The sequence below is a fragment of the Rhodovulum sp. HP10 genome (assembly GCF_047553435.1).
Classification (GTDB): Bacteria; Pseudomonadota; Alphaproteobacteria; order Rhodobacterales; family Rhodobacteraceae; genus Rhodovulum.
In genome coordinates this window covers 3399822-3422050 of the sequence record NZ_CP180201.1, presented here as the reverse complement: position 1 = coordinate 3422050, position 22229 = coordinate 3399822, and the positions used below count along the sequence as shown (strand labels likewise).

The following is a 22229-nucleotide window of genomic DNA, read 5'->3' as shown; positions in this document are numbered from 1 at the left end:
AATGTTGCCGATGCCGGAACGCACCCCCCCTGGCGACAGGGGTCTAGGCTTGGCGGACCGCGGCTTTCGCGCGGATCTGTCCGAGACCGGGCGTGGCGCGCAAAAGCGCGCGGCGATGCTGGGTCATGACATGCGCTCGGCGATCGCAGATATTCTCGGCGGGTTGTCACTGGCCGAGCTGGGGCCCCTCGACCCTGATTCCAGGCTTCAGCTCAAACGGGTCCAAAGCGCCGCCGAACAGCTGGCGCGCCTGACCGACGAGACCCTGGCGTTGATCACCGGCGACGAGATCGACCAGCTCGAGGCGCCGATCCATACCGCGCTGCTGCCCTTCCTCGAGCGCATCGCCGGGCGCTGGCAGGCCCATGCCGAGGAACACGGCCTGGCTTTCGCGCTCGATATCCATACCGACCTGCCCGGCATCATCGGCACCGATCCGGCAGCGCTCGAACGGATTCTCTCGAATCTCATCAGCAATGCGATGAAATACTCCGCCGCCGGTACGGTGCGGCTGAAGACCCATATGGGCCCGCGGGAATCGCTCTGCTTCAGGGTGCGCGACACCGGACCGGGCTTTTCCGAGGAGGCCATGGCCCGGCTGTTCGAATTCGCCGGGCGCCCGGCCGAAAGCAGCCAGCCGGGCAGCGGTCTGGGCCTGCATATCGTGCGCGACCTGGCCCGGCGGGTGCGCGGCCAGCTCCAGCTGGTCAATCTTGCCGAGGGCGGCGCCGAGGTCTCGGTGATCCTGCCGCGCTCGGCCTGGGCGCCGGGCGTGCAGACGCGGGGCGATCTGCGCGACCTGCCCGACCTGTCCTGCTGCGACGTGCTTCTGGCCGAGGACAACCCGACCAACCAGTTGCTGATGCGGCAGATGCTGGAAACGCTGGGGGCACGCTGCACCATGGTCAAGGACGGTCAGGCCGCAGCCGAGATCCTGGCGGCGCGTCGTTTCGACCTGGCCCTGATCGACATCGAGATGCCGCGCCTGTCGGGCATCGACGTGATCCGGCGGCTGCGGACGTCCGAGGGCGACAGTCCGGGAACGGCCGTGCTGGCGGTGACGGCCTTCGTGCTTGCCGCCAACCGGGACCAGATCTATGCCGCCGGCGCCGACGGCATTCTGGCCAAGCCGATCATGAGCCTCGACGCCTTCGGCGAGGCGATCATGGGGGTGCTGAACCGGCGGCCCTGCAACTGCGCCCACGTCTCCGAGCGCCCCGTACCCTTCGACGCGCTGCATCTCGACCGGCTGCTGGCGCTGGCCGGACCGGAAGACGGGCGCGAGCTTCTGACCCGGATGCATGACGATCTCGAGGCCGTGCGCGCCGGCCTGGTCGAGGCACTCGAACGTGGCAACCGGACGATGCTGCTGTCGCAGGCCCATGTGCTGATCTCGCTGGCCGGCGCGGTGGGCAATGGCACGTTGCAGGCGCTTGCGGAACATCTGAACTCCGCCGCCCGCAGGCAGGACAACACCGAGGTCGGACAGCTCGGTCCGCAGATCGTCGCGCATATCGAAGAGCTCTGCACCGCGCTCGAGGCCGAATTCGCCACCCGTTACAGCAAGGCAGGCGCATGACCGTCCCCCCGCTTCTTTTGATCGAGGACACGCCCTCGCTTCAGATGATCTACGAGACGGTGCTGCGCAATGCCGGCTACAAGGTGGTGTCGGCCTCGACCGCCGCAGAGGGACTGGCCGCCTTCCGCGAGCTGCGACCGCAGGTCGTTCTGCTCGACCTGATGCTGCCCGACCGTCCCGGGCAGGAACTGTTGCAGGAATTCCTGGCGCTCGTCCCCGAGACCCGGGTGATCGTGGTCACCGCCAATGGCTCGATCAACCGCGCGGTCGAGGCGATGCGCGCGGGGGCCTATGAATTCCTGCTCAAGCCCTTCAACGAACAGCGCTTCCTGCATGCGGTCGAGACCGCGCTGGCCGAGCGGAGGGCGGCCGACCCGCCGCCTGCCCCGGCGCCGACCCGGACCACGTTCGAGCCGCCCTCGGGCTTCGTCGGCAGCTCGCCCCAGATGGTCGCGGTCTATGACCGGATCGCCTCGGTCGGCCGCTCGAAAGCCACCGTCTTCATCACCGGCGAAAGCGGCACCGGCAAGGAGATCTGCGCGCAGGCGGTGCATGCCGCATCGGCCCGTGCCGACGGGCCCTTCGTGCCGCTGAACTGCGCCGCGATCCCGCGCGATCTTCTGGAATCCGAGGTCTTCGGTCATCTCAAGGGCGCCTTCACAGGGGCGCTGGCCGACAAGCCGGGGGCCGCGGCGGTGGCCGATGGCGGCACGCTCTTCCTCGACGAGATCTGCGAAATGGACATGGGGCTTCAGACCAAGCTCCTGCGCTTCCTGCAGACCTCGACGGTTCAGCCCATCGGTGCCTCGCATCCGCGCAAGGTCAATGTCCGGATCGTCTGCGCCACCAATCGCGATCCGCTGGAAGAGGTCCGGCTGGGCCGGTTCCGCGAGGATCTGTATTACCGGCTGCATGTGGTGCCGATCCATCTGCCGCCGCTGCGCGAGCGCGGCGAGGATGTGGTCGAGATCGCGCAATCGGCGCTCGAGAAGCTCTCGGCCGAGGAAGAGCGCAGCTTCGACCGGCTGGCGCCCGAGGTCGCGCAGCTGTTCCGACGCCTGCCCTGGCCCGGAAATGTGCGCCAGTTGCTGAACGTGCTGCGCCATGCGGTGGTGCTGAACCAGGGGCCGGAAATCACGCTGGAGATGCTGCCGATCGCGCTGCAGCAGGAACATGACCGGATCACCGCCTCGGGACGGGGCATGTCCCGGGCCATGGACGGCGATGCCGAACCGATCCAGATCGAGGATCTGATCGGACGGACGCTGGCCGAAATCGAGCAAGTGGTGATCGAGGGCACCATCGCCCGCGAAGGCGGCTCGTTGCCGCGCGCGGCACGCGTGCTCGACGTGTCCCCCTCGACCCTCTATCGCAAGCGCGAAGCCTGGGCGCGCAAGCAGCAGGACACCCATACCGATGGCACCAAAGCGGATCTTCACACCACGCATTGACGCTCCGCCTGCACCGCCACCGGGGGACCCGGCGCGGGCCCGTCTCAGGTCGGCCCCGAGGCAGGGAGCGGAACGAACAGCCGCAGACCGCACCCGGGTGTTTGATCCCATGGTTTGAGGATGCGGTCCATTCGTCGAAATGGAACCCCATGGCCGAGCTTCGTCATGGCGGTGCCATGACCGCGCGCCGTGTCAGAGTGGCAACATGAGCCGATTGCAAGCCCGAGCGCAGCGCTAAGCCGGAAGCTCGGCGGTGAGCGTGACCGGAAAACGATCCCCGGATCGTTTCCTTGTTGTCCTTGCCATCCAGGGACACGACGCCTTCGGGCCGGGCGACCATGGCGGAGAGGCGCCACGTTATCCGGTCCGCAGGCTGATGCCGCATGCGGGCGCGGAAGCGTTCGGTGACGCGCAGCGACGTGTCTTGCCGGTGAAGCCGGGACCGCTCGGCAACCTGGCGATGGATGCGGACTGAACCTTCCCCCTTCCGCTTCAGCAAACGCATCGCCCGGTTCGAAACGCGGGATGTCAGGGGCCTGAGCGACCGGTTTCGCGATGACGGCCGGACGAGCAGCCTGCCTGCCGGGTCCGGGCGCTCGCCCCTGGACTGCCGGACTGCCGCTCGGGCATGGCCTGTCAGTCCGATCCGACGCGCCCGGCTTGCTCCGGTCCCGGGCGACATCCCGGCCAGGCGGCCGAGGCCCGCCCGCTCGGACCTTCCACAATGCGCTTCCGGGCCCCTGTCGGACGCGGCGATGGCAATGGTGCCGACAGGATCCATCCTGCTGAAAAGGGTGAAGCCTATCGGGCCCTTCACGGGCATCCACCAGCTAGCGGGTTTCAGGCGAAAGGCTTCAGAGGAACTGCTCGCGCAACAGCCGTTCCTCGAGCCCGTGGCCCGGATCGAACAGGATGCGGTGCCGTATCGTCGCTTCCGAGCGGATCTCGACCTTGCTGACCACCCCTGCCCCGCGACTGTCGCCCTCTGTCATCACCGGCCGCTTGCGCGGCTCGAGCGCCTCGATCGTCACCGTCGCCCGCTTGGGCAGCAGCGCCCCCCGCCAGCGCCGCGGCCGGAAGGGCGCGACCGCGGTCAGCGCCAGAACATCCGACCCGATCGGCAGGATCGGACCATGGGCGGAATAATTATAGGCGGTCGAGCCCGCCGGCGTCGCCACCAGCGCCCCGTCGCAGACAAGCTCTTCGAGCCGGACCTTGCCATCGACCGAGATCCGGAGCTTGGCCGCCTGCGGTCCGGCGCGCAGAAGGCTGACCTCGTTGATCGCCAGCGCCTCGACCACGGTCCCGTCCGGCCGCGTCGCCTTCAGCCGCAGCGGGTTGATGATCTCTTCCTCCGCCGCCGCCAGCCGGTCGTCCAGCCGGTCCTCGTGATATTCGTTCATCAGGAAACCGATGGTGCCGCAATTCATGCCATAGACCGGCAGACCGAACCCCTGGGTGGCATGCAGCGTCTGCAGCATGAACCCGTCGCCGCCCAGCGCCACGATCACCTCGGCCTGTTCCGGCCTGCATTGTCCGTAGCGCGCCGTCAGCCGGCCGAGCGCCCCTTCGGCGCTTGCGGTCTCGCTTGCCAGAAAGGCAATCCTCGTCGGTCCGGCCATGTCCTGTTCCCTCGCGTTTCCGGCCAAGTCTTCGCGCGCGCCGATCGGAAACACAAGGCCCGCATCCGACCCGCGGGAGCGGCCGAACCGGGCCAGATCGGGCTTTTTCAATGCCCGGCCTTCCGATAGAACCCACGGCATCCGGCTCTGGCTGTCCCGAGGAGACCCAACATGAACGCCCATCACCAAGACAGCGGCTTTTTCGCCGATGACCTTGCCACCCGTGATCCCGAGATCGCCCGTGCCATCGGTCTGGAGCTTGGCCGCCAGCGCGACGAGATCGAGCTGATTGCCTCCGAGAACATCGTCAGCCGCGCCGTGATGGAGGCACAGGGCTCGGTGATGACCAACAAATATGCCGAAGGCTATCCGGGCCGGCGCTATTACGGCGGCTGCCAGTTCGTCGACATCGCCGAGAACCTGGCGATCGAGCGGGCCTGCAAGCTGTTCGACGTGGCCTTTGCCAATGTGCAGCCCAATTCGGGCAGCCAGGCCAACCAGGGCGTCTTCACCGCGCTTTTGAAACCCGGCGACACCATCCTCGGCATGAGCCTCGACGCGGGCGGCCACCTGACCCATGGCGCCGCCCCGAACCAGTCGGGCAAATGGTTCAACGCGGTCCAGTACGGCGTGCGCGAAAGCGATCTCGAGGTCGATTACGACCAGATCGAGGCGCTGGCGAAAGAGCATCAGCCCAAGCTGATCGTCGCGGGCGGTTCGGCCATTCCGCGCATCCTCGACTTCAAGCGCTTCCGCGAGATCGCCGACATGGTCGGCGCCTGGCTGATGGTCGACATGGCCCATTTCGCGGGACTGGTGGCGGCCGGGCTCTACTCCTCGCCCTTCCCGCATGCGCATGTCGCAACGACGACCACCCACAAGACCCTGCGCGGTCCGCGCGGCGGCATGATCCTGACCAATGACGAGGCGCTGGCCAAGAAGTTCAACTCGGCCATCTTCCCGGGCATCCAGGGCGGTCCGCTGATGCATGTGATCGCAGGCAAGGCCGTGGCCTTCGGCGAGGCGCTGCGCCCCGACTTCAGGACCTATCAGGAACAGGTCATCAAGAATGCCAAGGCGCTGGGCGCGGCACTGGTCGAGGGCGGGCTGAACCTCGTCACCGGCGGCACCGACAGCCATGTGCTGCTGGTCGATCTGCGACCCAAAGACGTGAAGGGCAACGCCACCGAAAAGGCGCTGGGACGGGCCCATATCACCTGCAACAAGAACGGCATCCCCTTCGACAGCGAGAAGCCCACGATCACCAGCGGCATCCGTCTGGGCAGCCCCGCCGGGACGACCCGCGGCTTCGGCGAAGAGGAATTCGCCCAGATCGGCCGCTGGATCACCGAGGTCGTGGACGGTCTGGCCGCCAATGGCGAAGAGGGCAACTCGGAGGTCGAGACCCGGGTCAAGGCCGAGGTCGAGGCGCTCTGCGCCCGCTTCCCGATCTATCCCGCGCTCTGAGCGCATAACAGGACCCGGACCGGAAGGGGCAGCCCCGGCTGCCCCTTTTCCTTTCTGGAAAAGGCCCGCGCACTCTGGCCCCGGCCGCCGCCCGGGAGTATCTCTGCCCCATGCTCGCGACACAGATCCACGGCGACCGCAGCGCCGTCCCGCCCATCCTGATCGTTCATGGCCTGTTCGGCTCGGCCCGCAACTGGGGGGCCATCGCACGCCGCCTGTCCAACAGCCGCCGGATCGTCGCGGTCGACATGCGCAACCATGCCGACAGCCCCTGGACCGCCACCCATCGCTATCCCGAACTTGCCGCCGACCTGGCCGAGGTGATCGCGGCCGAAGGCGGGCGGGCCGATGTCATCGGCCATTCGATGGGCGGCAAGGCCGCGATGATGCTGGCGCTGACCCGGCCCGAGACGGTCGGACGGCTGATCGTGGCCGATATCGCGCCGGTCGCCTATGGCCACAGCCAGACCGGGCTGATCCAGGCCATGCGCGGGCTCGACCTCTCGGCCATCTCGCGGCGCAGCGAGGCCGACCGGGCGCTGGCGGCCGCTATCGGGGACCCGTCGACCCGGGCCTTCCTGCTGCAATCGCTGGATCTGCGCGCCGAGCCGCCGCGCTGGCGGCTCAATCTCGACACGCTCGAAGCCGAGATGCCCCATATCACCGGCTGGCCCGACACTGTCGAAGGCCGGTTCGACGGCCCGACGCTGATGCTGACGGGGGCCTTGTCCGATTATGTCGGCCCCGGGGACCGGGACCGGATCAAGGCGCTGTTCCCCGCGGCCCGCTTCGCCAGGATCCCCGGTGCCGGCCACTGGCTGCATGCCGACAAGCCGCGGGAATTCGAAGCGGCGGTGCGGGCCTTCCTCGAGATGCCGCCTAGCCCTCGGGCCTGAGGATCCGCGTCAGCGTGCCGTCCTTCTTGATGTATTGCCCCATCAGCGCGGCCGCCACATGCAGCAACAGAAGCAGCACCAGGATCACCCGGAACCCGGCATGCAGCCCCGCCGCCAGCTCCGAGCCCAGCCACCAGGCCAGCATGCCGGTCGCTGGCAGCGCCACCATCAGCACGTAAAGCGCGCCATGGATCACCCGGGCCAGCATCACCTGGGCGGGCGTATGGCCTGGATCGGGCGCGGGCACGCCATGCAGAAAGCGCAGTCCCAGCCGCCAGAAGGCCAGCACCAGAATCGCCAGCCCGATCAGAATATGCAGCGCAACCAGAATGGTGACGCCCTTCTCGCCCGTCTCCATGTAGCGCCCGAAGGCCTGCCCGATGCCCTCTGCGAACAGGAATTGCAGCACGACAAGACCGAACACCGCCCAATGCAGACGGATCTGCATCCGTGAATAACCCGTAACCGACATCGACGACCTCCGATGATCCGTTTCCCGAAGCGACCGCCCGGGGACCGGCGGCCGGTAGACGGCCTCTGGCCGGGGCGACAGCGACGGGCATCGGCATGCCGGCGCCCGTCTGCGTCACCGCGGCAAGGCTCATGCCCGTCAGGCTAGAGGATTTCCATGCGCCCGGGAGTGCGGCCTGGCGAAGCATCCCGGGGTCCCGGCACCGCAGCTCAGAACGACCAGACCCGGGCGCGGCGGTCGAGAAGATCGCGGGCCATGGCACCGGGACGGGCGACGCCCACCCCCTCGATCAGCGCCTCGGGCCCGGCGCCGCGCCCGGGCAGGTAGATCGCGCAGACCCCGACCCGCGCACCCTTGCCGATCGCGGTCCGCAGCGCGGCCTGCGGGTTCAGACCGGCCGGAGGCTGGGGCGCCAGCGCCGTCTCGGGTGGCGCCGTAAGCGCGATATCGCCCGCCGGACCGCAGAGCAGGATCTCGGTCTCGACCCCGCGCTCAAGCGCCTGCAGCGTCAGTACCATCGCCATCAGCTGGGTTTGCGGCGCGGCATCGGTCAGCACCGTGACAAGCCGGCGCACATCCTTCGCCGCCGCCGGAGCGGCCGCCAGTGCCAGCGTCAGCGTCAGCCCGAGCGCCGCCATTCTCGGGACTCTGAGGAAAGCCTTTGCGAGGGTCATGGCCTATCTCCCTGTCTTTGGTGATCTTCGGACAGGTGATAGGGCATGGGCGCGTGCCCCGGCGGTGACAAAGGCACAGAACCGGGCATGGCACGCGCGCCTCCGTGCCTGACGTTGGGGAAGCGTGCCTTGATGCGGATCAAACCGGCCTGCCGGGGCCCATGCTAGGCTGGCCCATCGGCGACGCGGCAGCGGCGGTGATTGCCGGGCGGGGGAGCGCGAAGCAGATGATCTCACTCGACGATATCGAAGACATGACCGATCTTTCGCGCGACGAGATCTCGGCCATTGCCGAACATGAGAACCTGCCCGAGGCCGATGCATCGCTTCTGGGCGATTACCTGATGCATCTGCATCACGGCCCGCAACGGGTCCAGGCTATGATCTGCGAGGATATCCGCGCCGCCCTCCATCGCGACGATACTAGCCGCGCAGCCGAGCTTTACGCGGTGCTACACTCTTTCCTGGCAAGCCATCCCGAAGCCGCGCAAGGCACGTCCTAGCCCGGGCACCGCGACCCGAAGGCCGCCCCCGAGATGCCTCTTGCAAGCACCGCCGGGGGGCGGAAACAGGCTCAGACCTCCGGCAGGCCGCCCCGCAGGCGTTCCTTCCTTGAGCGAACCGACCAGCGCGGATCGGCCTCCTTGATCCGGCGCGAGACGACATAGGCTGCGGGCCAGGCCAGAATGCAGCCGATCCCGACGCCGATGGCGATGGCGGTCCAGCTGTAGAAGCCCAGCGAGAACATGACGATCACAATCGCCCCGGTGATCACGGCCCCGCTCATCGGGGTCAGGAGCAGGCTCAGACGGTCCATGATTTCCCTCCCTTGTCATGGTTAACGCAAGGGAAATACGCAGCGACCGCTGATCCGGATGCCGTCGCCCGGGGCACGACGCATCACGAAGCCGTGAAAGGCGGGGAATGGGAAACCGTCAGGGCTCAGGCGGGAAGTCGGGCGGTGACCTCGATCTCGATCTTCATCTCGGGCTCCATCAGCCCGGCCGTGATCATCGTGGCCGCGGGCCGGGCCCGGGCAAAGGCCTCGGAGACGACAGGCCAGCAGGCGGGCCAGTCGGCCCGGTCGGGCAGGATGTAGCGGACCCGGACGACATCGTCGAGCGAGGCCCCTGCCGCGGCCAGCGCAGACGCGATCGTGGCCAGCGCATTGGCGCATTGGGTCTCGACCGCGTCGGGCATGGTCATGGTGGCATAGTCATAGCCGGTCGTGCCGGCCACGAAGACCCAGCCATCGGCGATGACGGCGCGGGAATAGCCGATCTTCGCCTCGAAGGGCGATCCGGTCGAGATCAGACGGCGCGCCATACCTCAGCCCGCGGTCTTTCCTTCCTTCTTGCTGTCAGCATAGATCATCAGGGGCGCGGCATCGGCATTGACCGCTTCCTCGTTGACCACGACCTCCTGCACCGCATCCATGCCCGGCAGATCGAACATGGTGTCGAGCAGGATATCCTCCATGATCGACCGCAGACCGCGCGCACCGGTCTTGCGCGCGATGGCGCGCTTGGCGATGGCGGACAGCGCATCCTCGGTGAAGGTCAGCTGGGTATCTTCCAGCTCGAACAGCCGCTGATACTGCTTGACCAGCGCGTTCTTCGGCGCGGTCAGGATCTGCACCAGCGCGGACTCGTCCAGATCGGTCAGGGTGGCGATCACCGGCAGACGGCCGACGAATTCGGGGATCAGGCCGAATTTCAGCAGATCCTCGGGTTCGAGTTCGGTGAACACTTCGCCGATTCCGCGCGAATCGTTATCCTTCACATCGGCGCCGAAACCGATGGCCGAGCCCTTGCCGCGCTGCGAGATGATCTTCTCGAGGCCAGCGAAGGCACCGCCGCAGATGAAGAGGATATTGGTGGTGTCGACCTGCAGGAATTCCTGTTGCGGATGCTTGCGCCCGCCCTGCGGCGGCACCGAGGCGACAGTGCCCTCCATGATCTTCAGAAGCGCCTGCTGCACGCCCTCGCCCGACACGTCGCGGGTGATCGAGGGATTGTCGGACTTGCGGGTGATCTTGTCGACCTCGTCGATATAGACGATGCCGCGCTGCGCGCGCTCGACATTGTATTCGGACGCCTGAAGCAGCTTGAGAATGATGTTCTCGACATCCTCGCCGACATAGCCCGCCTCGGTCAGCGTGGTCGCATCCGCCATGGTGAAGGGCACGTCGAGAATGCGCGCAAGTGTCTGCGCCAGAAGGGTCTTGCCGCAGCCGGTCGGGCCGATCAGCAGGATGTTCGATTTCGCCAGCTCGATATCGGCGGATTTGGCGCCATGATTGAGCCGCTTGTAATGGTTGTGCACAGCGACGGACAGCACCCGCTTGGCATGCATCTGGCCGATCACGTAATCGTCCAGCACCTCGCAGATGTCGCGGGGGGTGGGCACGCCATCGGTCGACTTCAGCCCCGAGGACTTGGTCTCCTCGCGGATGATGTCCATGCACAGCTCGACGCATTCGTCGCAGATGAAAACGGTCGGCCCGGCGATAAGCTTGCGCACTTCATGCTGGCTCTTGCCGCAGAACGAGCAGTAAAGCGTGTTCTTCGAGTCGCTGCCGGAATTCGTCGCCATGTCGGTCCTCTGCGGTCGTGGTCTGTGCGGTCCTGCACCGGGCAGGAACGCCTCGCCTTCCCCGGTCACCTCGGCCTTCCGATCAGGGTAGGGCAAGGCGGAGCGGGGCACAATGTCAAATTCCTCACCCTGGCGCAGGGCCGGTCCGGCCCCGCCCCGGGGTGGCGGCGGTTACTTCTTCTCTTCGAGGGCGCTGCGGCTTTCGACGATCTCGTCGATCAGGCCCCAGTCCTTCGCCGTCTCGGCATCCATGAAGTTGTCGCGCTCGAGCGCGTCGATCACGCTCTGAAGATCCTGACCGGTATGCTTCACGTAGATCTGGTTCAGCCGGTCCTTCAGCTTCTGGGTCTCCTGGGCATGGATCATGATGTCCGTCGCCTGGCCCTGGAAGCCGCCCGAGGGCTGGTGCACCATGATCCGGCTGTTGGGCAGCGAGAAGCGCATTCCCGGCGCGCCCGCGGTCAGGAGCAGCGAGCCCATCGAGGCCGCCTGCCCCACCACCAGGGTCGAGACCTTGGGCTTGATGTACTGCATGGTGTCGTAGATCGAGAGCCCCGAGGTCACAACGCCTCCCGGGCTGTTGATATACATGGAGATCTCTTTGGACGGGTTCTCGGCCTCGAGATGCAGGAGCTGGGCCACGATCAGGCTCGACATGCCGTCATGGATCGGGCCGGTGATGAAGATGATCCGCTCCTTCAGCAGGCGCGAGAAGATGTCATAGGCCCGTTCGCCGCGCGAGGTCTGCTCGACCACCATGGGCACCAGGTTGTTCATGTAATGCTCGATCATGTCGGTCATAGTCGCCTGCCTCTGGGTACATTCGGCCGTTGGATGCTGACGGGTCCGGCCTGTCAGCCCGCGTGTCGGAAGAGTCTTAGTTTCGCACCAGACTCCCTGCAAGGGCCATAGCCGCTTTTCCTTTCTCCGCCCCCCCGGGCCGCGACGCCCGCCCCGACCGCGATGCAAAGCGCAGGGCACGCGGCACCAACGCGGCAAGGACGGGGTTCGGCGGAAGATCGGGCGGCACCGCAACATCGCGACGCAGGACCAAGCCGGCCCGCGCGCCGTGTTCGCTGTGCCTGTTATTCGGGCAGTGTCTTCCGGATATCGCCCAGATCGAGAACCGGCGCCGCATCGAGATTGCCCGCATCGAGCAGCGACGCGACCCGCTCGAGCGCGGCCACCAGCATCGCCTGTTCCCAGTCCGGCAGCCTCTCGAAGGCGATCACGTAGCGATCATGCAGCGGATCGGGGGCGCGGTCGATCGACTCGCGGCCAAGCCCGGTGATGGCGATGATCATCTGCCGCCGGTCGGTTTCCGAGCGCCGCCGGTCGACAAGCCCCTTGGCGACCAGCCGGTCGATCAGCGTGGTCATCGTCGCCTGCGACACCCCCATCCGGGTGGCGATGGTCTTCGGCGTGCTCTGCCCGGTCTCGGCCACGATCTGCAACACGCGAATCTGTACCGCGGTCAGCCCCGCGGCACGCGCCAATTCCCGGCCGTAAAGCTCGGTTGCCCTCAGGATCCGCCGCAACGCGACAAGGCTCAGTTCGGACCGTTTCATACCACCTCCATCTTCCGGCAGCACACTGACGGAGAACGATTTTCATCAATCGCGGACGGGCGCAAGGGCAATGAGCTTCGCAAGACAAACTGCCCCGAAGCAGATCGCACAATTCGGGGTTGTTTTCCGCCTAGATGATCCGCACTTCTTAGCTCATTTAGGCGGCTTTATACCAAATTTTGTGCCTTTTGCATCGGCATATTGAAATTTCGCAAGACTAACTATATTGAAAGACCCGAGCCACAAGGAGGACAGCAGAACCATGGCACTCACGATCCAGTCCAGCCCCCGGCGCGCCGAGGCGCCCATCACATTCCGACCGCCAACCGGCGAGGATGGGGCCGCGGTCTGGGCTCTGGTCCGCGCCTGCAAGCCGCTCGACGAGAATTCGATGTACTGCAATCTGATCCAGTGCGACCACTTCGCCGACACCTGCATCCTGGCGGAAATGGACGGCGAAGCGGTGGGCTGGATCTCGGCCTACAGGCTTCCGGACGCCCCCGAGACCCTGTTCGTCTGGCAGGTCGCCGTGTCGGACAAGGCGCGCGGTCGCGGCCTCGGGCGGCGGATGCTGTTCGAGCTGCTGGAACGCGAGGCCTGCGACGGCGTGATGCGGCTGCAGACCACCATCACCCGCGACAACGACGCGTCCTGGGGGCTGTTCCGCGGCTTTGCCCGCAGGCTCGGCGCCCGGATCGAGGATACGCCCCATTTCACCAGGAGCGAGCATTTCGACGGTCGCCACGCCACCGAGCACATGGTGACGATCCGTCTGGCCGAGGCGCTGTCCCGGGCCGCGTAAGCTAACGCGTTCCGTCTTTCACCTTTTCCTTTTTCAGAAATCCGAGGACGTTCCCATGTCGACTGTCGAGACAGCCGAAACCACCATTGCCGAACCCACCATTTACGACCGACGCGAATCGGAGGTCCGGTCCTATTGCCGCAACTTCCCCGTCAGCTTTGCCCGCGCAGAGGGCGCGACGCTGACCGATGCCGATGGCAATACCTATATCGACTTCCTGGCGGGCTGTTCGTCGCTGAATTACGGCCATAACGATCCCGACATGAAGGCCGCGCTGATCGCGCATCTCGAGCAGAACGGCCTCGCCCATGCGCTCGATCTTCACACCGAGGAGAAGGCCGCCTTCCTGACCGCCTTCGAGCACCACATCCTGCATCCCCGCGGCATGGAGCATCGGGTGATGATGACCGGCCCGACCGGGACCAATGCGGTCGAGGCGGCGCTGAAACTCGCGCGCAAGGTCACCGGACGGCGCAATGTGATCGCCTTCACCAACGGCTTTCACGGCATGACGCTGGGCGCGCTGGCGCTGACCGGGAATTCCGGCAAGCGCGGCGGCGCGGGCGTTCCGCTGCCCGACGTGACCCATATGCCGTTCGAGAATTCGATGGGCGATCTCGACACGCTCGAGCATCTCGACGCGATGTTGTCGAACCCCTCCTCGGGCATCGACGCCCCCGCCGCCTTCATCGTCGAGCTGGTGCAGGGCGAAGGCGGGCTGAATGCCGCCTCCTGCGAATGGGCCCAGGGGCTGGAGCGGCTGGCGAAGAAACACGGCGCGCTCTTCATCGTCGACGACATCCAGGCCGGGATCGGCCGCACCGGCAGCTTCTTCAGCTTCGACCATATGGGCATCGACCCCGACATGGTGACGCTGGCCAAGTCGCTGTCTGGCTTCGGGCTGCCCTTCGCCTGCACGCTGATCCGGCCCGAACACGACATCTGGAAGCCGGCCGAGCATAACGGCACCTTCCGCGGCAATACCCATGCCTTCGTGACCGCCCGCATCGCGCTGGAGAAATTCTGGGCCGATGACGACCTGCGCAACGAAGTCGCGCTGAAATCGCAGGTGCTCGAAGAGCGGCTGAGCCAGATCGGCAACCGGGTCGGGGGCGCGACGCTCAAGGGCCGCGGCATGATGCGCGGCATCGACCTGGGCGACGGCGCCCTCGCCGGACGGATCTGCGCCGAATGCTTCCGGCGCGGCCTGATCATCGAGACCTCGGGCGCGCATGACGAGGTGGTCAAGGTGCTGGCGCCGCTGACCATCCCGATGGAGCAGTTTCGCAAGGGGCTCGATATTCTCGACGCGGCCGTGGAGGCCTGCGTCCCTTTCGCCATGGCAGCGGAGTAAGACAATGATTATTCGCGATTTTCACAAACTCAAGGATACCGACCGCGCGGTCTCGGATGCGCGCTGGACCTCGGTCAGGATGCTGCTGGCCGATGATGGGATGGGCTTTTCCTTCCACATCACGGTGCTGCAGGCCGGTTCGGAACACACGTTCCACTATAAGCACCATTTCGAAAGCGTCTACTGCATCTCGGGCAAGGGCTCGATCACCGATCTGGCCTCGGGCGAGACCTATCAGATCCGCCCGGGCGTGATGTACGCGCTCGACCAGCACGACCACCACACGCTCCGTGCCGAAGAGGAGCTGGTGATGGCCTGCTGCTTCAACCCGCCGGTCACCGGCACCGAGGTTCACCGCGAGGATGGCTCCTATGCCCCCGTGGAAGAGCTTGCCGACTGAACCCGCAGGACCGGCCCCTGGCTGGCCCCGGGCCAGCCCGCGGGTCGGCCCGAGACCTGCCCCAATGACAGGACGCCCCGGGGCAACCCGGCGGGCGCAACGACAGTGACCAAGCGACAGCATACCGTCGAGAAGATCGGCGGCACCTCCATGGCGCGCGTCCACGAGCTTGTGGACACGCTTTTCACCCGCGGCCGCGAGGCCCCGGAATACGGCCGCATCTTCGTGGTCTCGGCCTTCGGCGGCATCACCGACCTGCTGCTCGAACAGAAGAAGACCGGAGAGCCCGGGGTCTACGGGCTGTTTTCCAATGCCGACAATGATCATGCCTGGTCGGACGCGCTGAACCGCGTCGCGGGCGCGATGCGCGAGGCCCATGGCCGGGTCCTCGACCATCCCGCCGACATCGCCGCCGCCGACGATTTCGTGCGCGAGCGGATCGAGGGCGCGCGGTCCTGCCTGATCGACCTGCAGCGGCTCTGTTCCTACGGCCATTTCCGGCTGGCCCATCACATGGGGCTGATCCGCGAGCTGCTGTCGGGGCTGGGCGAGGCGCAGTCGGCTTTCGTGACCGCAGCGCTTTTGCGCCGCCGGGGGATCGATGCGCGCTTCGTCGATCTGTCGGGCTGGCGCGACGAGACCGAATGCACCCTCGAGGAACGCATCATCGAGGGCCTGCGCGATGTCGACATCTTCCACGAGATGCCGATCGTGACCGGCTATGCGCAATGCTCCGAGGGGCTGATGGCCGAATTCGACCGCGGCTATTCCGAGGTGACCTTCGCCCGGATCGCTGCCCTCACCGGCGCCGGCGAGGCGATCATCCACAAGGAGTTCCACCTCTCCTCGGCCGATCCGAAACTGGTCGGCGCCGAGGCGGTGGTGAAGATGGGCCATACCAATTACGACGTGGCCGACCAGCTGTCGAACATGGGCATGGAGGCAGTTCATCCGAAGGCCGCCAAGATGCTCCGGCAGGCGGGCATTCCGTTGCGTGTGACCAACGCCTTCGAGCCAGAGGATCCGGGCACGCTGATCGACGATGCCGAGGGCGAGGCGCCGCGGGTCGAGATGGTGACCGGGCTCGGGGTCTATGCGCTCGAACTGTTCGAACAGGACATGGTCGGCGTGAAGGGGTACGACAGCGCCATCCTCGACGTGCTGACCCGGCACAAGGTGCGGATCGTCGCCAAGACCTCCAATGCCAACACCATCACCCATTATCTCGACGCGCCGCTGAAGCTGGTGCGCCGGGTCGAGCGCGATCTCGAGGCCAAGTTCCCGGGCGCCACGCTGACCGCGCGCAATCTCGCGGTGGTGGCGGCGATCGGGCGCGACCTGAAGGGGCTGAAGGTGCTGGCCCGCGGTCTCGCGGCGCTCGATGCGGCCGGGATCGAGCCGGTTGCCGTGCAGCAGACCACGCGCGATGTCGATGCCCAGTTCGTGGTCCCGCGCGAGGACATGGAGCCCGCGATCCGGGCATTGCATGCAGCCCTGGTCGAAGAAGATTGCCAGCAGGAGGCAATTGCCGCCTGACCCGGCGGGGCCCGTGACGGCCGCCTTCGTCCGCCGGTCGGGCCTTTTGGCCAGCAGGGAAAGGTTGCGGCAAGCGTCAGCGCCGCGAAAAGAGCTTCGGGTCGCGGTCATATCGGGCCGCGACCCGCTTTGATTTCATCAGCCTGCAAAAGCGGAACCCGATGCGGTTGCGGCATCTGCCGCCCCGCTTTTGCGATCTCACGCCTGTCCTGAAGTTATTTCATTTTCGGCCTCGGACGCCGGCGCCTGTTCCTTTGCGATTACGCCTCCCGGGCCCGTTTGAGGCCCCCGCTCCGGCGGCCCCCATGTACTTCGGCTGGCAACCGCCTTGCCCGAAAAACGCGTTATGCATTTGAGATGTAAACCCAAAGCGCCGCGCCTCCGCCTGTGGCCCGCCCTGCGGTCCCGGGAAACGAGGGGCCGGGCGCGCCCCCTGCGCGTCGCACAATCGGCAGGGATCAGACATGGCACCGCTTGCGTTCAAAGCACGGGCCGGGCGCCCCCGCCGAAAAGATTGATGCCACCACGAAACGGCCCCCTGCGAAAAGGGACCTCCGGGCGCATCGTAAAAAGGGGGCATATAGAAAAGGAACCGTCGGTCGAAGCTGTGCAAAACAACGCACGAAACTCGACCGAATAACCCAGAAAGAACGACTGCACCCCGGCCGACAGTTCCTTTTCTTGAATTATTCTCGCGCAATTCGGCCTTTGGCGCAAGTTGGGGAAAACCCCCTGATTGGCCCTCCGGTAAAACGTGCGCGGCCGCGCACCGCTCCGCCCGCCTCTCTCGCTCTCTGCCCTTGTCATGCATCGCTGTCCGCTTACCCTGACAGATGACGGTCGCCCACATCATCCGGAGGACCGGTCGATACGGGCGCCCCGGAAATGCGCGTCTTGGCGGCGTCCGCCCCGTCAGCCATAACCGGCCGGGACATCCGCAACGCCCCGGCCCTTCTTCAGGAGACCCCGCATGCGCCGCTTCGCCCCCCTTGCCGTCACGCTGGGCCTGCTGGCTTCCCCTGCCCCCTCCTCCGACCTCGCCTCCGATCCGGCCGACTGGCCCGCCCTGCTGGCCGAGGCCGAGGGGCAGACCGTCTACTGGAACGCCTGGGGCGGGGCCGCAGCGACGAACGACTTCATCCGCTGGGCCGCAAACGAGGTCGGGGACCGCTACGGCGTGACGGTCGAACATGTGAAGCTGGCCGATACCGCCGACGCGGTCAGCCGGGTGCTGGCCGAAAAGACCGCCGGCAAGGACACCGGCGGCGCCATCGACCTGATCTGGATCAACGGCCCCAATTTCGCGGCGATGAAGGAGGCCGGGCTCCTTTACGGCCCCTGGGCCTGGGATCTGCCCAACTGGCGCTATGTCGATACCGAGGGCAAGCCCGCCGTGACCGCCGATTTCACCGTCCCGACCGAGGGCTTCGAGGCGCCCTGGGCGATGGCGCAGGTGGTGTTCTATCACGACACCGCCCGGCTGGCCGAACCGCCGAAGACCATGCCCGCGCTTCTGGACTGGGCCCGCGCCCATCCGGGCCGCTTCACCTATCCGCAGCCGCCCGATTTTCTCGGCACGACCTTCCTCAAGCAGGCGCTGTACGAACTGGCCCCCGCCCCGTCGGTTCTGCAAAAGCCCACCGACGAGGCCGATTACGCCGCCGTCACCGCGCCGCTCTGGGCCTTTCTCGACGAACTGACCCCGCATCTGTGGCGGCAGGGCCGGGCCTATCCGCAATCCGGCCCGCAACAGCTGCAACTGATGGCCGATGGCGAGATCGACCTTGCGATCTCGTTCAGCCCGGGCGAGGCCTCGACCGCCATTTCCAATGGGCAACTGCCCGACACGGTCCGGACCTTCGTTCTGGAGGGCGGCACCATCGGCAATGCCAGCTTCGTCGCCATCCCCTACAACGCTTCGGCCAGGGCGGGCGCGATGGTGCTGGCGAATTTCCTTCTGTCGCCCGAGGCGCAGGCCCAGGCCCAGGACCCCGACATTCTGGGCTATGGCACGGTGCTGGCGATGGACAAGCTTGCCCCCGGGGACCGCGCCCGGTTCGAGGCGCTCGATCTTGGCATCGCCACACTCTCGCCCGCCGAGCTTGGCCCCGCTTTGCCCGAGCCGCATCCCTCCTGGGCGACCCGGCTCGAGGCCGACTGGATCGCGCGCTACGGCGTGGCACCCTGAGCCCCATGCGCCCGCTGCGCGCCGCGCCCGCGCTGACGCTTGTCCTGATGCTGGGGCCGGTCCTGGCCGGGCTCGCCGGGACGCTGGCCCCGGCGCTGGGGGTCTTGCCGGCGCTGGGAGGACACGCGCTCAGCCTCGAACCTGCCCGCGCCCTGGCCGCCTGGCCGGGCCTGCCGCGCGCAATCGGGCTGTCGGTCGGCACCGGCCTGGCCGCGACGCTGATCGCGCTTGGCACGGTCACACTGTTTGCCGCCGGATGGTCTGGCACGCGGGCGATGGCCCTGCTCGAGCGGCTGCTCTCGCCGCTTCTGGCGGTGCCGCATGTGGCCGCCGCGCTGGGGCTGGCCTTCCTGATCGCGCCCTCGGGCTGGATCCTGCGCGCACTGTCGCCCTGGGCCACCGGCTGGCAGCGCCCGCCCGATCTCCTGATCCTGCAGGACCCGCTGGGGATTGCGATGATCGCCGGGCTCGCAGCAAAGGAGATCCCGTTCCTGCTTCTGATGACGCTGGCCGCCCTGCCGCAGGCCTCACCCGCCCGGCGGCTGACCATCGCCCGGGCGCTGGGATACGGGCGGACGACCGGCTGGCTCAAGGCGGTCTTCCCGGCGGTCTATGCCCAGATCCGGCTGCCGGTCTATGCGGTGCTGGCCTATTCGATGTCGGCGGTCGATGTGGCGATCGTGCTTGGCCCCTCGACGCCGCCGCCGCTGTCGGTGCAGGTGGTGCGCTGGATGTCCGATCCCGACCTGAGCCTCAGATTCCAGGCCGCCGCGGGCGCGGTGCTGCAACTGGGGCTGGTCCTCGCGGCGCTGGGGCTCTGGCGACTGGGCGAGCTGGCGGCGGCCCGGCTCGGACGCCGCTGGGCCGAGGGCGGCGCGCGCCGGCTGGCAGAGCCGGTGCTGCGCGCCGCCGGTCTGGGACTTGCGGCGCTGGCGGCGGCGGCGGTGATCCTCGGGCTCGCCGGACTCGCGCTCTGGTCGGTCGCGGGCTTCTGGGGCTTTCCCGACGCCCTGCCCGACGGCATCGGGCTGCGAAGCTGGGCGCGCCACGGCCCGGCCCTGATCGCGCCCGCGCGCGAGACGCTGCTGCTGGCCGGTCTGGCCACCGCCCTGGCGCTGGCCCTGACGCTGGCCTGCCTCGAGGCAGAGCATCGCTTCGGGCTTGCCCCCGGCAGTCGCAGCCTCTGGCTTCTGTACCTGCCGCTGCTGGTGCCGCAGGTGGCTTTCCTGCCGGGGCTTCAGACCCTTGCGCTGAGCCTCGGCGCGGGAACCGGGCGCGGCACGGTGGTGCTGGCCCATCTGGTCTTCGTGCTGCCCTATGTCTTTCTCGCGCTCTCTGCGCCCTGGCGGGCCTGGGACCCGCGCCATGCCACCGTGGCCGCGGCCCTTGGCGCAGGGCCCGGACGCATCTTCCGGATGGTGCGGCTGCCGATGCTGCTGGCGCCGGTCCTGACCGCCGCAGCGGTGGGTTTCGCGGTCTCGGTCGGGCAATATCTGCCGACGCTGCTGCCCGGCGGCGGGCGGATCAGGACCCTCACGACCGAGGCGGTGGCACTGGCCGCAGGCGGCGACCGGCGGATCATCGGCGTGACCGTGCTGGTCCAGACCGTCCTTGTCGCAGCCCCCTTCGCGCTTGCGCTGGCAGCCCCCCGGCTGATCTACCGCCACCGCCGCGGGATGCGAGGGGCCGGATGACGGGGCTGCGGCTTGAGAATATCACCATCGCCCGGGGGCCCGTGCCGCTGATCGCGGTCGAGGCCGATGTCGCCCCCGGCGAGGTTCTCAGCGTGATGGGCCCCTCGGGCTCGGGCAAGTCGACGCTGCTGGCGGCGGTGATCGGCACGTTGCCCCCGGCCTTCACCATGACCGGCCGCGTGGTGCTGAACGGGCGCGAGGTGACGAGGCTGCCGCCCGAAGACCGGCGGATCGGCATCCTCTATCAGGACGAGCTGCTGTTTCCCCATCTCAGCGTCGGCGGCAATCTCGCCTTCGCCCTGCCCCGGGCGCTTCGCGGCCGCAAGGCCCGCGGCGCGCGGATCGAGGCCGCCCTGGACGAGATCGGCATGGCCGGATTTGCCAGCCGCGATCCGGCCACGCTCTCGGGCGGGCAGAAGGCACGGGTCGCGTTGATGCGGATGCTACTCGCCGAGCCGCAGGCCCTGTTGCTGGACGAGCCCTTCTCACGGCTCGACGCGGCACTCCGGGACCAGATCCGTGCGCTGGTCTTTGCCCGTGCGCGGGAGCGTGGCCTGCCGGTCCTGCTGGTCACCCATGACCGGGCCGATGCCGAGGCGGCAGGCGGCCCGGTGATCGCGCTGTCGGATCAGATGACGACGACGTCCAGAGGCGGGAAGCCGTTGAAGCCGACAGAGGAATAGGTCGAGGTATAGGCCCCGCAATTGCGGATGATGACCTTGTCGCCCGAGCGCAGCCCCACCGGCAGTTGCACCGGACGCTTTTCGTAAAGCACGTCGGCGCTGTCGCAGGACGGACCGGCCAGGATGCAGGGCGCGGTGGGCTCGTGATCGCGATCGGTCGCGAACTGGTAGCGGATCGCCTCGTCCATAGTTTCGGCGAGCCCCGAGAACTTGCCGATATCCAGATAGACCCAGCGATAGGTATCGTCGTCGGATTTCTGCGAGACCAGCATCACCTCGGCCGCGATGGCGCCCGCCTCGGCCACCATGCCGCGGCCCGGCTCGGCCATCACGCGCTGCACCGCGCCGAAACGCTCGCTCACCAGCCGCATCACCTCGGCCGCGTAAAGCGCGGGCGGCTGCACCTCTTCGCCGTAGTAGGCCGGGAAGCCACCGCCGATGTTCAGAAGGTCCAGATCGTAGCCCTCGGCACGCGCGGCATGCCAGATCTCGGCCACCTCGTTCAGCACCGGCACCCACATCTCGGCGCGACGGGTCTGGCTGCCGACATGGAAGGACAGTCCGGCCGGACGCAGGCCCAGCGCGACCGCCCGCGCCATCAGCGGCGCGACCTTCGAGGGGGCGCAGCCGAACTTGCGGCTGAGCGGCCAGTCGGCCTCGGTGGCAGTGACAAGGACGCGGATATAGACCTCGGCGCCCGGGGCGTGCTCGGCGATCTTGTCCAGCTCTTCCTCGGCATCGGCGGCGAAAAGCGTGATGCCCGCGCGATGCGCGAAGTCGATATCGGCGACGCGCTTGACGGTGTTGCCGAAGGAGATCTGATGCGGCGCGGCACCGAGCCCGAGGCACAGCTCGATCTCGCCACGCGAGGCGGCGTCGAAATGGCAGCCGAGGCCGACCAGACGTTCGACGATCTCGCGGGCGGGGTTGGCCTTGACCGCGTAATGGATGGCCGCCTGACCGAGGCCCGCGCGCAGAGCGTGGAAGCGGTCGGCGACACGGTCGGTGTCAAGCACCAGCGTCGGACGCTCGAAGCTGTTGGCGCGGATGAAGGTTTCGACGCGGGAAGGCGACAGCATATCGGTGCCGCCGACGAAATCGGCTTGCGTAGCGTACATGGTCATCTCCAATAGACCCGGCCATATATGACCGCTCAGTTCCAAGGGAGACGTTACCGTCGCTACGTGACCATGAGGGCCAGAGGCGCGTGCGTTGGCGTCTGTAAGGCGGCCACATAGGGCCGGTGCT

At 67.3% G+C, this 22229-nt stretch carries 22 protein-coding genes; 13 read left to right on the top strand and 9 right to left on the bottom strand.

All coding sequences use genetic code 11. From position 1 onward, the window contains the following. The first annotated feature begins 49 nt into the window (after window positions 1–49). From ACK8CO_RS16045 to ACK8CO_RS16035, 3 genes are all read left to right on the top strand, one after another. Complete coding sequence (locus ACK8CO_RS16045; RefSeq protein ID WP_196774244.1) at window positions 50–1579, top strand: response regulator; 1530 nt, start codon at window positions 50–52, stop codon at window positions 1577–1579. Continuing rightward, on the top strand, window positions 1576–3030 hold the full coding sequence (locus ACK8CO_RS16040) for a sigma-54-dependent transcriptional regulator (protein WP_414897279.1): 1455 nt from the start codon (window positions 1576–1578) through the stop codon (window positions 3028–3030). The genes ACK8CO_RS16045 and ACK8CO_RS16040 overlap by 4 nt, the downstream gene beginning before the upstream one ends. A 253-nt stretch (window positions 3031–3283) precedes the next feature. Then, a complete protein-coding gene (locus ACK8CO_RS16035) occupies window positions 3284–3505 on the top strand; it encodes a hypothetical protein (protein WP_414897278.1) in 222 nt (73 codons plus the stop codon). A gap of 379 nt (window positions 3506–3884) precedes the next feature. Here ACK8CO_RS16035 and ACK8CO_RS16030 read toward each other — a convergent pair whose 3' ends face one another. Further along, window positions 3885–4652 carry an NAD kinase gene (locus ACK8CO_RS16030; protein ID WP_414897277.1) on the bottom strand — a complete coding sequence of 256 codons (768 nt, stop codon included), beginning with the start codon at window positions 4650–4652 and terminating at the stop codon, window positions 3885–3887. 171 nt (window positions 4653–4823) lie between these two features. On the opposite strand from ACK8CO_RS16030, the gene glyA reads away from it, so the two are divergent. Both glyA and ACK8CO_RS16020 read left to right on the top strand, forming a co-directional pair. Then, on the top strand, window positions 4824–6119 hold the full coding sequence (gene glyA, locus ACK8CO_RS16025) for a serine hydroxymethyltransferase (protein WP_414897276.1): 1296 nt from the start codon (window positions 4824–4826) through the stop codon (window positions 6117–6119). A gap of 110 nt (window positions 6120–6229) precedes the next feature. After that, the gene (locus ACK8CO_RS16020) at window positions 6230–7015 is read left to right on the top strand and encodes an alpha/beta fold hydrolase (RefSeq protein ID WP_414897275.1); all 786 of its coding nucleotides are present in this window, start codon (window positions 6230–6232) and stop codon (window positions 7013–7015) included. On the opposite strand, the gene ACK8CO_RS16015 is transcribed toward ACK8CO_RS16020, so the two are convergent. Continuing rightward, on the bottom strand, window positions 6999–7487 hold the full coding sequence (locus tag ACK8CO_RS16015) for a cytochrome b (RefSeq protein ID WP_414897274.1): 489 nt from the start codon (window positions 7485–7487) through the stop codon (window positions 6999–7001). The two genes, ACK8CO_RS16020 and ACK8CO_RS16015, sit on opposite strands and share 17 nt — an antisense overlap. Window positions 7488–7696: 209 nt before the next feature. Then, window positions 7697–8161 carry a hypothetical protein gene (locus ACK8CO_RS16010; RefSeq protein WP_414897273.1) on the bottom strand — a complete coding sequence of 155 codons (465 nt, stop codon included), beginning with the start codon at window positions 8159–8161 and terminating at the stop codon, window positions 7697–7699. 227 nt (window positions 8162–8388) lie between these two features. Between ACK8CO_RS16010 and ACK8CO_RS16005 the strand changes: the two genes are divergently transcribed. After that, the gene (locus ACK8CO_RS16005; protein WP_414897272.1) at window positions 8389–8664 is read left to right on the top strand and encodes a hypothetical protein; all 276 of its coding nucleotides are present in this window, start codon (window positions 8389–8391) and stop codon (window positions 8662–8664) included. A 71-nt stretch (window positions 8665–8735) separates the two neighbouring features. Here ACK8CO_RS16005 and ACK8CO_RS16000 read toward each other — a convergent pair whose 3' ends face one another. From ACK8CO_RS16000 to ACK8CO_RS15980, 5 genes are all read right to left on the bottom strand, one after another. Further along, the gene (locus tag ACK8CO_RS16000) at window positions 8736–8978 is read right to left on the bottom strand and encodes a hypothetical protein (protein WP_414897271.1); all 243 of its coding nucleotides are present in this window, start codon (window positions 8976–8978) and stop codon (window positions 8736–8738) included. Window positions 8979–9103: 125 nt separating this feature from the next. After that, window positions 9104–9487, bottom strand: coding sequence for a RidA family protein (locus ACK8CO_RS15995; RefSeq protein ID WP_080616935.1), 384 nt, complete (start codon window positions 9485–9487; stop codon window positions 9104–9106). 3 nt (window positions 9488–9490) lie between these two features. Beyond that, window positions 9491–10756: an ATP-dependent Clp protease ATP-binding subunit ClpX gene (gene clpX, locus ACK8CO_RS15990; RefSeq protein ID WP_080616936.1), complete on the bottom strand. Its 1266-nt coding sequence runs from the start codon at window positions 10754–10756 to the stop codon at window positions 9491–9493. A 171-nt stretch (window positions 10757–10927) separates the two neighbouring features. Further along, window positions 10928–11557, bottom strand: a complete 630-nt coding sequence (locus tag ACK8CO_RS15985; protein ID WP_080616937.1) for an ATP-dependent Clp protease proteolytic subunit — start codon at window positions 11555–11557, stop codon at window positions 10928–10930. Between the two features lie 284 nt (window positions 11558–11841). Beyond that, complete coding sequence (locus ACK8CO_RS15980) at window positions 11842–12324, bottom strand: MarR family winged helix-turn-helix transcriptional regulator (protein ID WP_080616938.1); 483 nt, start codon at window positions 12322–12324, stop codon at window positions 11842–11844. A 262-nt stretch (window positions 12325–12586) separates the two neighbouring features. Here ACK8CO_RS15980 and ectA point away from each other — a divergent pair, with 262 nt between their 5' ends. From ectA to ACK8CO_RS15945, 7 genes are all read left to right on the top strand, one after another. Then, complete coding sequence (gene ectA, locus ACK8CO_RS15975; protein ID WP_414897270.1) at window positions 12587–13126, top strand: diaminobutyrate acetyltransferase; 540 nt, start codon at window positions 12587–12589, stop codon at window positions 13124–13126. A 55-nt stretch (window positions 13127–13181) separates the two neighbouring features. Then, window positions 13182–14480 (top strand): diaminobutyrate--2-oxoglutarate transaminase, encoded by a 1299-nt coding sequence (gene ectB / locus ACK8CO_RS15970; protein WP_414897269.1) that lies wholly within the window; start codon window positions 13182–13184, stop codon window positions 14478–14480. 4 nt (window positions 14481–14484) lie between these two features. Next, entirely contained in the window at window positions 14485–14880 is a 396-nt protein-coding gene (locus ACK8CO_RS15965; RefSeq protein ID WP_060834210.1) for an ectoine synthase, read from the top strand. A 105-nt stretch (window positions 14881–14985) separates the two neighbouring features. After that, window positions 14986–16416, top strand: coding sequence for an aspartate kinase (locus tag ACK8CO_RS15960; protein ID WP_414897268.1), 1431 nt, complete (start codon window positions 14986–14988; stop codon window positions 16414–16416). Between the two features lie 970 nt (window positions 16417–17386). Then, window positions 17387–18604, top strand: coding sequence for an ABC transporter substrate-binding protein (locus ACK8CO_RS15955; protein WP_080616943.1), 1218 nt, complete (start codon window positions 17387–17389; stop codon window positions 18602–18604). A 5-nt stretch (window positions 18605–18609) separates the two neighbouring features. Next, entirely contained in the window at window positions 18610–20298 is a 1689-nt protein-coding gene (locus ACK8CO_RS15950) for an ABC transporter permease (RefSeq protein ID WP_414897267.1), read from the top strand. Next, complete coding sequence (locus ACK8CO_RS15945) at window positions 20295–20981, top strand: ATP-binding cassette domain-containing protein (protein ID WP_414897266.1); 687 nt, start codon at window positions 20295–20297, stop codon at window positions 20979–20981. The genes ACK8CO_RS15950 and ACK8CO_RS15945 overlap by 4 nt, the downstream gene beginning before the upstream one ends. Here ACK8CO_RS15945 and ACK8CO_RS15940 read toward each other — a convergent pair. Next, entirely contained in the window at window positions 20927–22099 is a 1173-nt protein-coding gene (locus tag ACK8CO_RS15940; protein ID WP_414897265.1) for a type III PLP-dependent enzyme, read from the bottom strand. The genes ACK8CO_RS15945 and ACK8CO_RS15940 overlap by 55 nt on opposite strands. Window positions 22100–22229: the final 130 nt, after the last annotated feature.

Coding starts and splice junctions, on each gene's coding strand:
- ACK8CO_RS15950 (WP_414897267.1), top strand. CDS start 18,610: ATGCGCCCGCTGCGCGCCGCGCCCGCGCTGACGCTTGTCCTGATGCTG.
- ACK8CO_RS15965 (WP_060834210.1), top strand. CDS start 14,485: ATGATTATTCGCGATTTTCACAAACTCAAGGATACCGACCGCGCGGTC.
- ACK8CO_RS15995 (WP_080616935.1), bottom strand. CDS start 9,487: ATGGCGCGCCGTCTGATCTCGACCGGATCGCCCTTCGAGGCGAAGATC.
- ACK8CO_RS15980 (WP_080616938.1), bottom strand. CDS start 12,324: ATGAAACGGTCCGAACTGAGCCTTGTCGCGTTGCGGCGGATCCTGAGG.
- ectB (WP_414897269.1), top strand. CDS start 13,182: ATGTCGACTGTCGAGACAGCCGAAACCACCATTGCCGAACCCACCATT.
- ACK8CO_RS15940 (WP_414897265.1), bottom strand. CDS start 22,099: ATGTACGCTACGCAAGCCGATTTCGTCGGCGGCACCGATATGCTGTCG.
- ACK8CO_RS16000 (WP_414897271.1), bottom strand. CDS start 8,978: ATGGACCGTCTGAGCCTGCTCCTGACCCCGATGAGCGGGGCCGTGATC.
- ACK8CO_RS15945 (WP_414897266.1), top strand. CDS start 20,295: ATGACGGGGCTGCGGCTTGAGAATATCACCATCGCCCGGGGGCCCGTG.
- ACK8CO_RS15955 (WP_080616943.1), top strand. CDS start 17,387: ATGCGCCGCTTCGCCCCCCTTGCCGTCACGCTGGGCCTGCTGGCTTCC.
- ACK8CO_RS16015 (WP_414897274.1), bottom strand. CDS start 7,487: ATGTCGGTTACGGGTTATTCACGGATGCAGATCCGTCTGCATTGGGCG.
- glyA (WP_414897276.1), top strand. CDS start 4,824: ATGAACGCCCATCACCAAGACAGCGGCTTTTTCGCCGATGACCTTGCC.
- ACK8CO_RS16005 (WP_414897272.1), top strand. CDS start 8,389: ATGATCTCACTCGACGATATCGAAGACATGACCGATCTTTCGCGCGAC.
- ACK8CO_RS16020 (WP_414897275.1), top strand. CDS start 6,230: ATGCTCGCGACACAGATCCACGGCGACCGCAGCGCCGTCCCGCCCATC.
- ACK8CO_RS15985 (WP_080616937.1), bottom strand. CDS start 11,557: ATGACCGACATGATCGAGCATTACATGAACAACCTGGTGCCCATGGTG.
- clpX (WP_080616936.1), bottom strand. CDS start 10,756: ATGGCGACGAATTCCGGCAGCGACTCGAAGAACACGCTTTACTGCTCG.
- ACK8CO_RS16040 (WP_414897279.1), top strand. CDS start 1,576: ATGACCGTCCCCCCGCTTCTTTTGATCGAGGACACGCCCTCGCTTCAG.
- ACK8CO_RS16030 (WP_414897277.1), bottom strand. CDS start 4,652: ATGGCCGGACCGACGAGGATTGCCTTTCTGGCAAGCGAGACCGCAAGC.
- ACK8CO_RS16010 (WP_414897273.1), bottom strand. CDS start 8,161: ATGACCCTCGCAAAGGCTTTCCTCAGAGTCCCGAGAATGGCGGCGCTC.
- ectA (WP_414897270.1), top strand. CDS start 12,587: ATGGCACTCACGATCCAGTCCAGCCCCCGGCGCGCCGAGGCGCCCATC.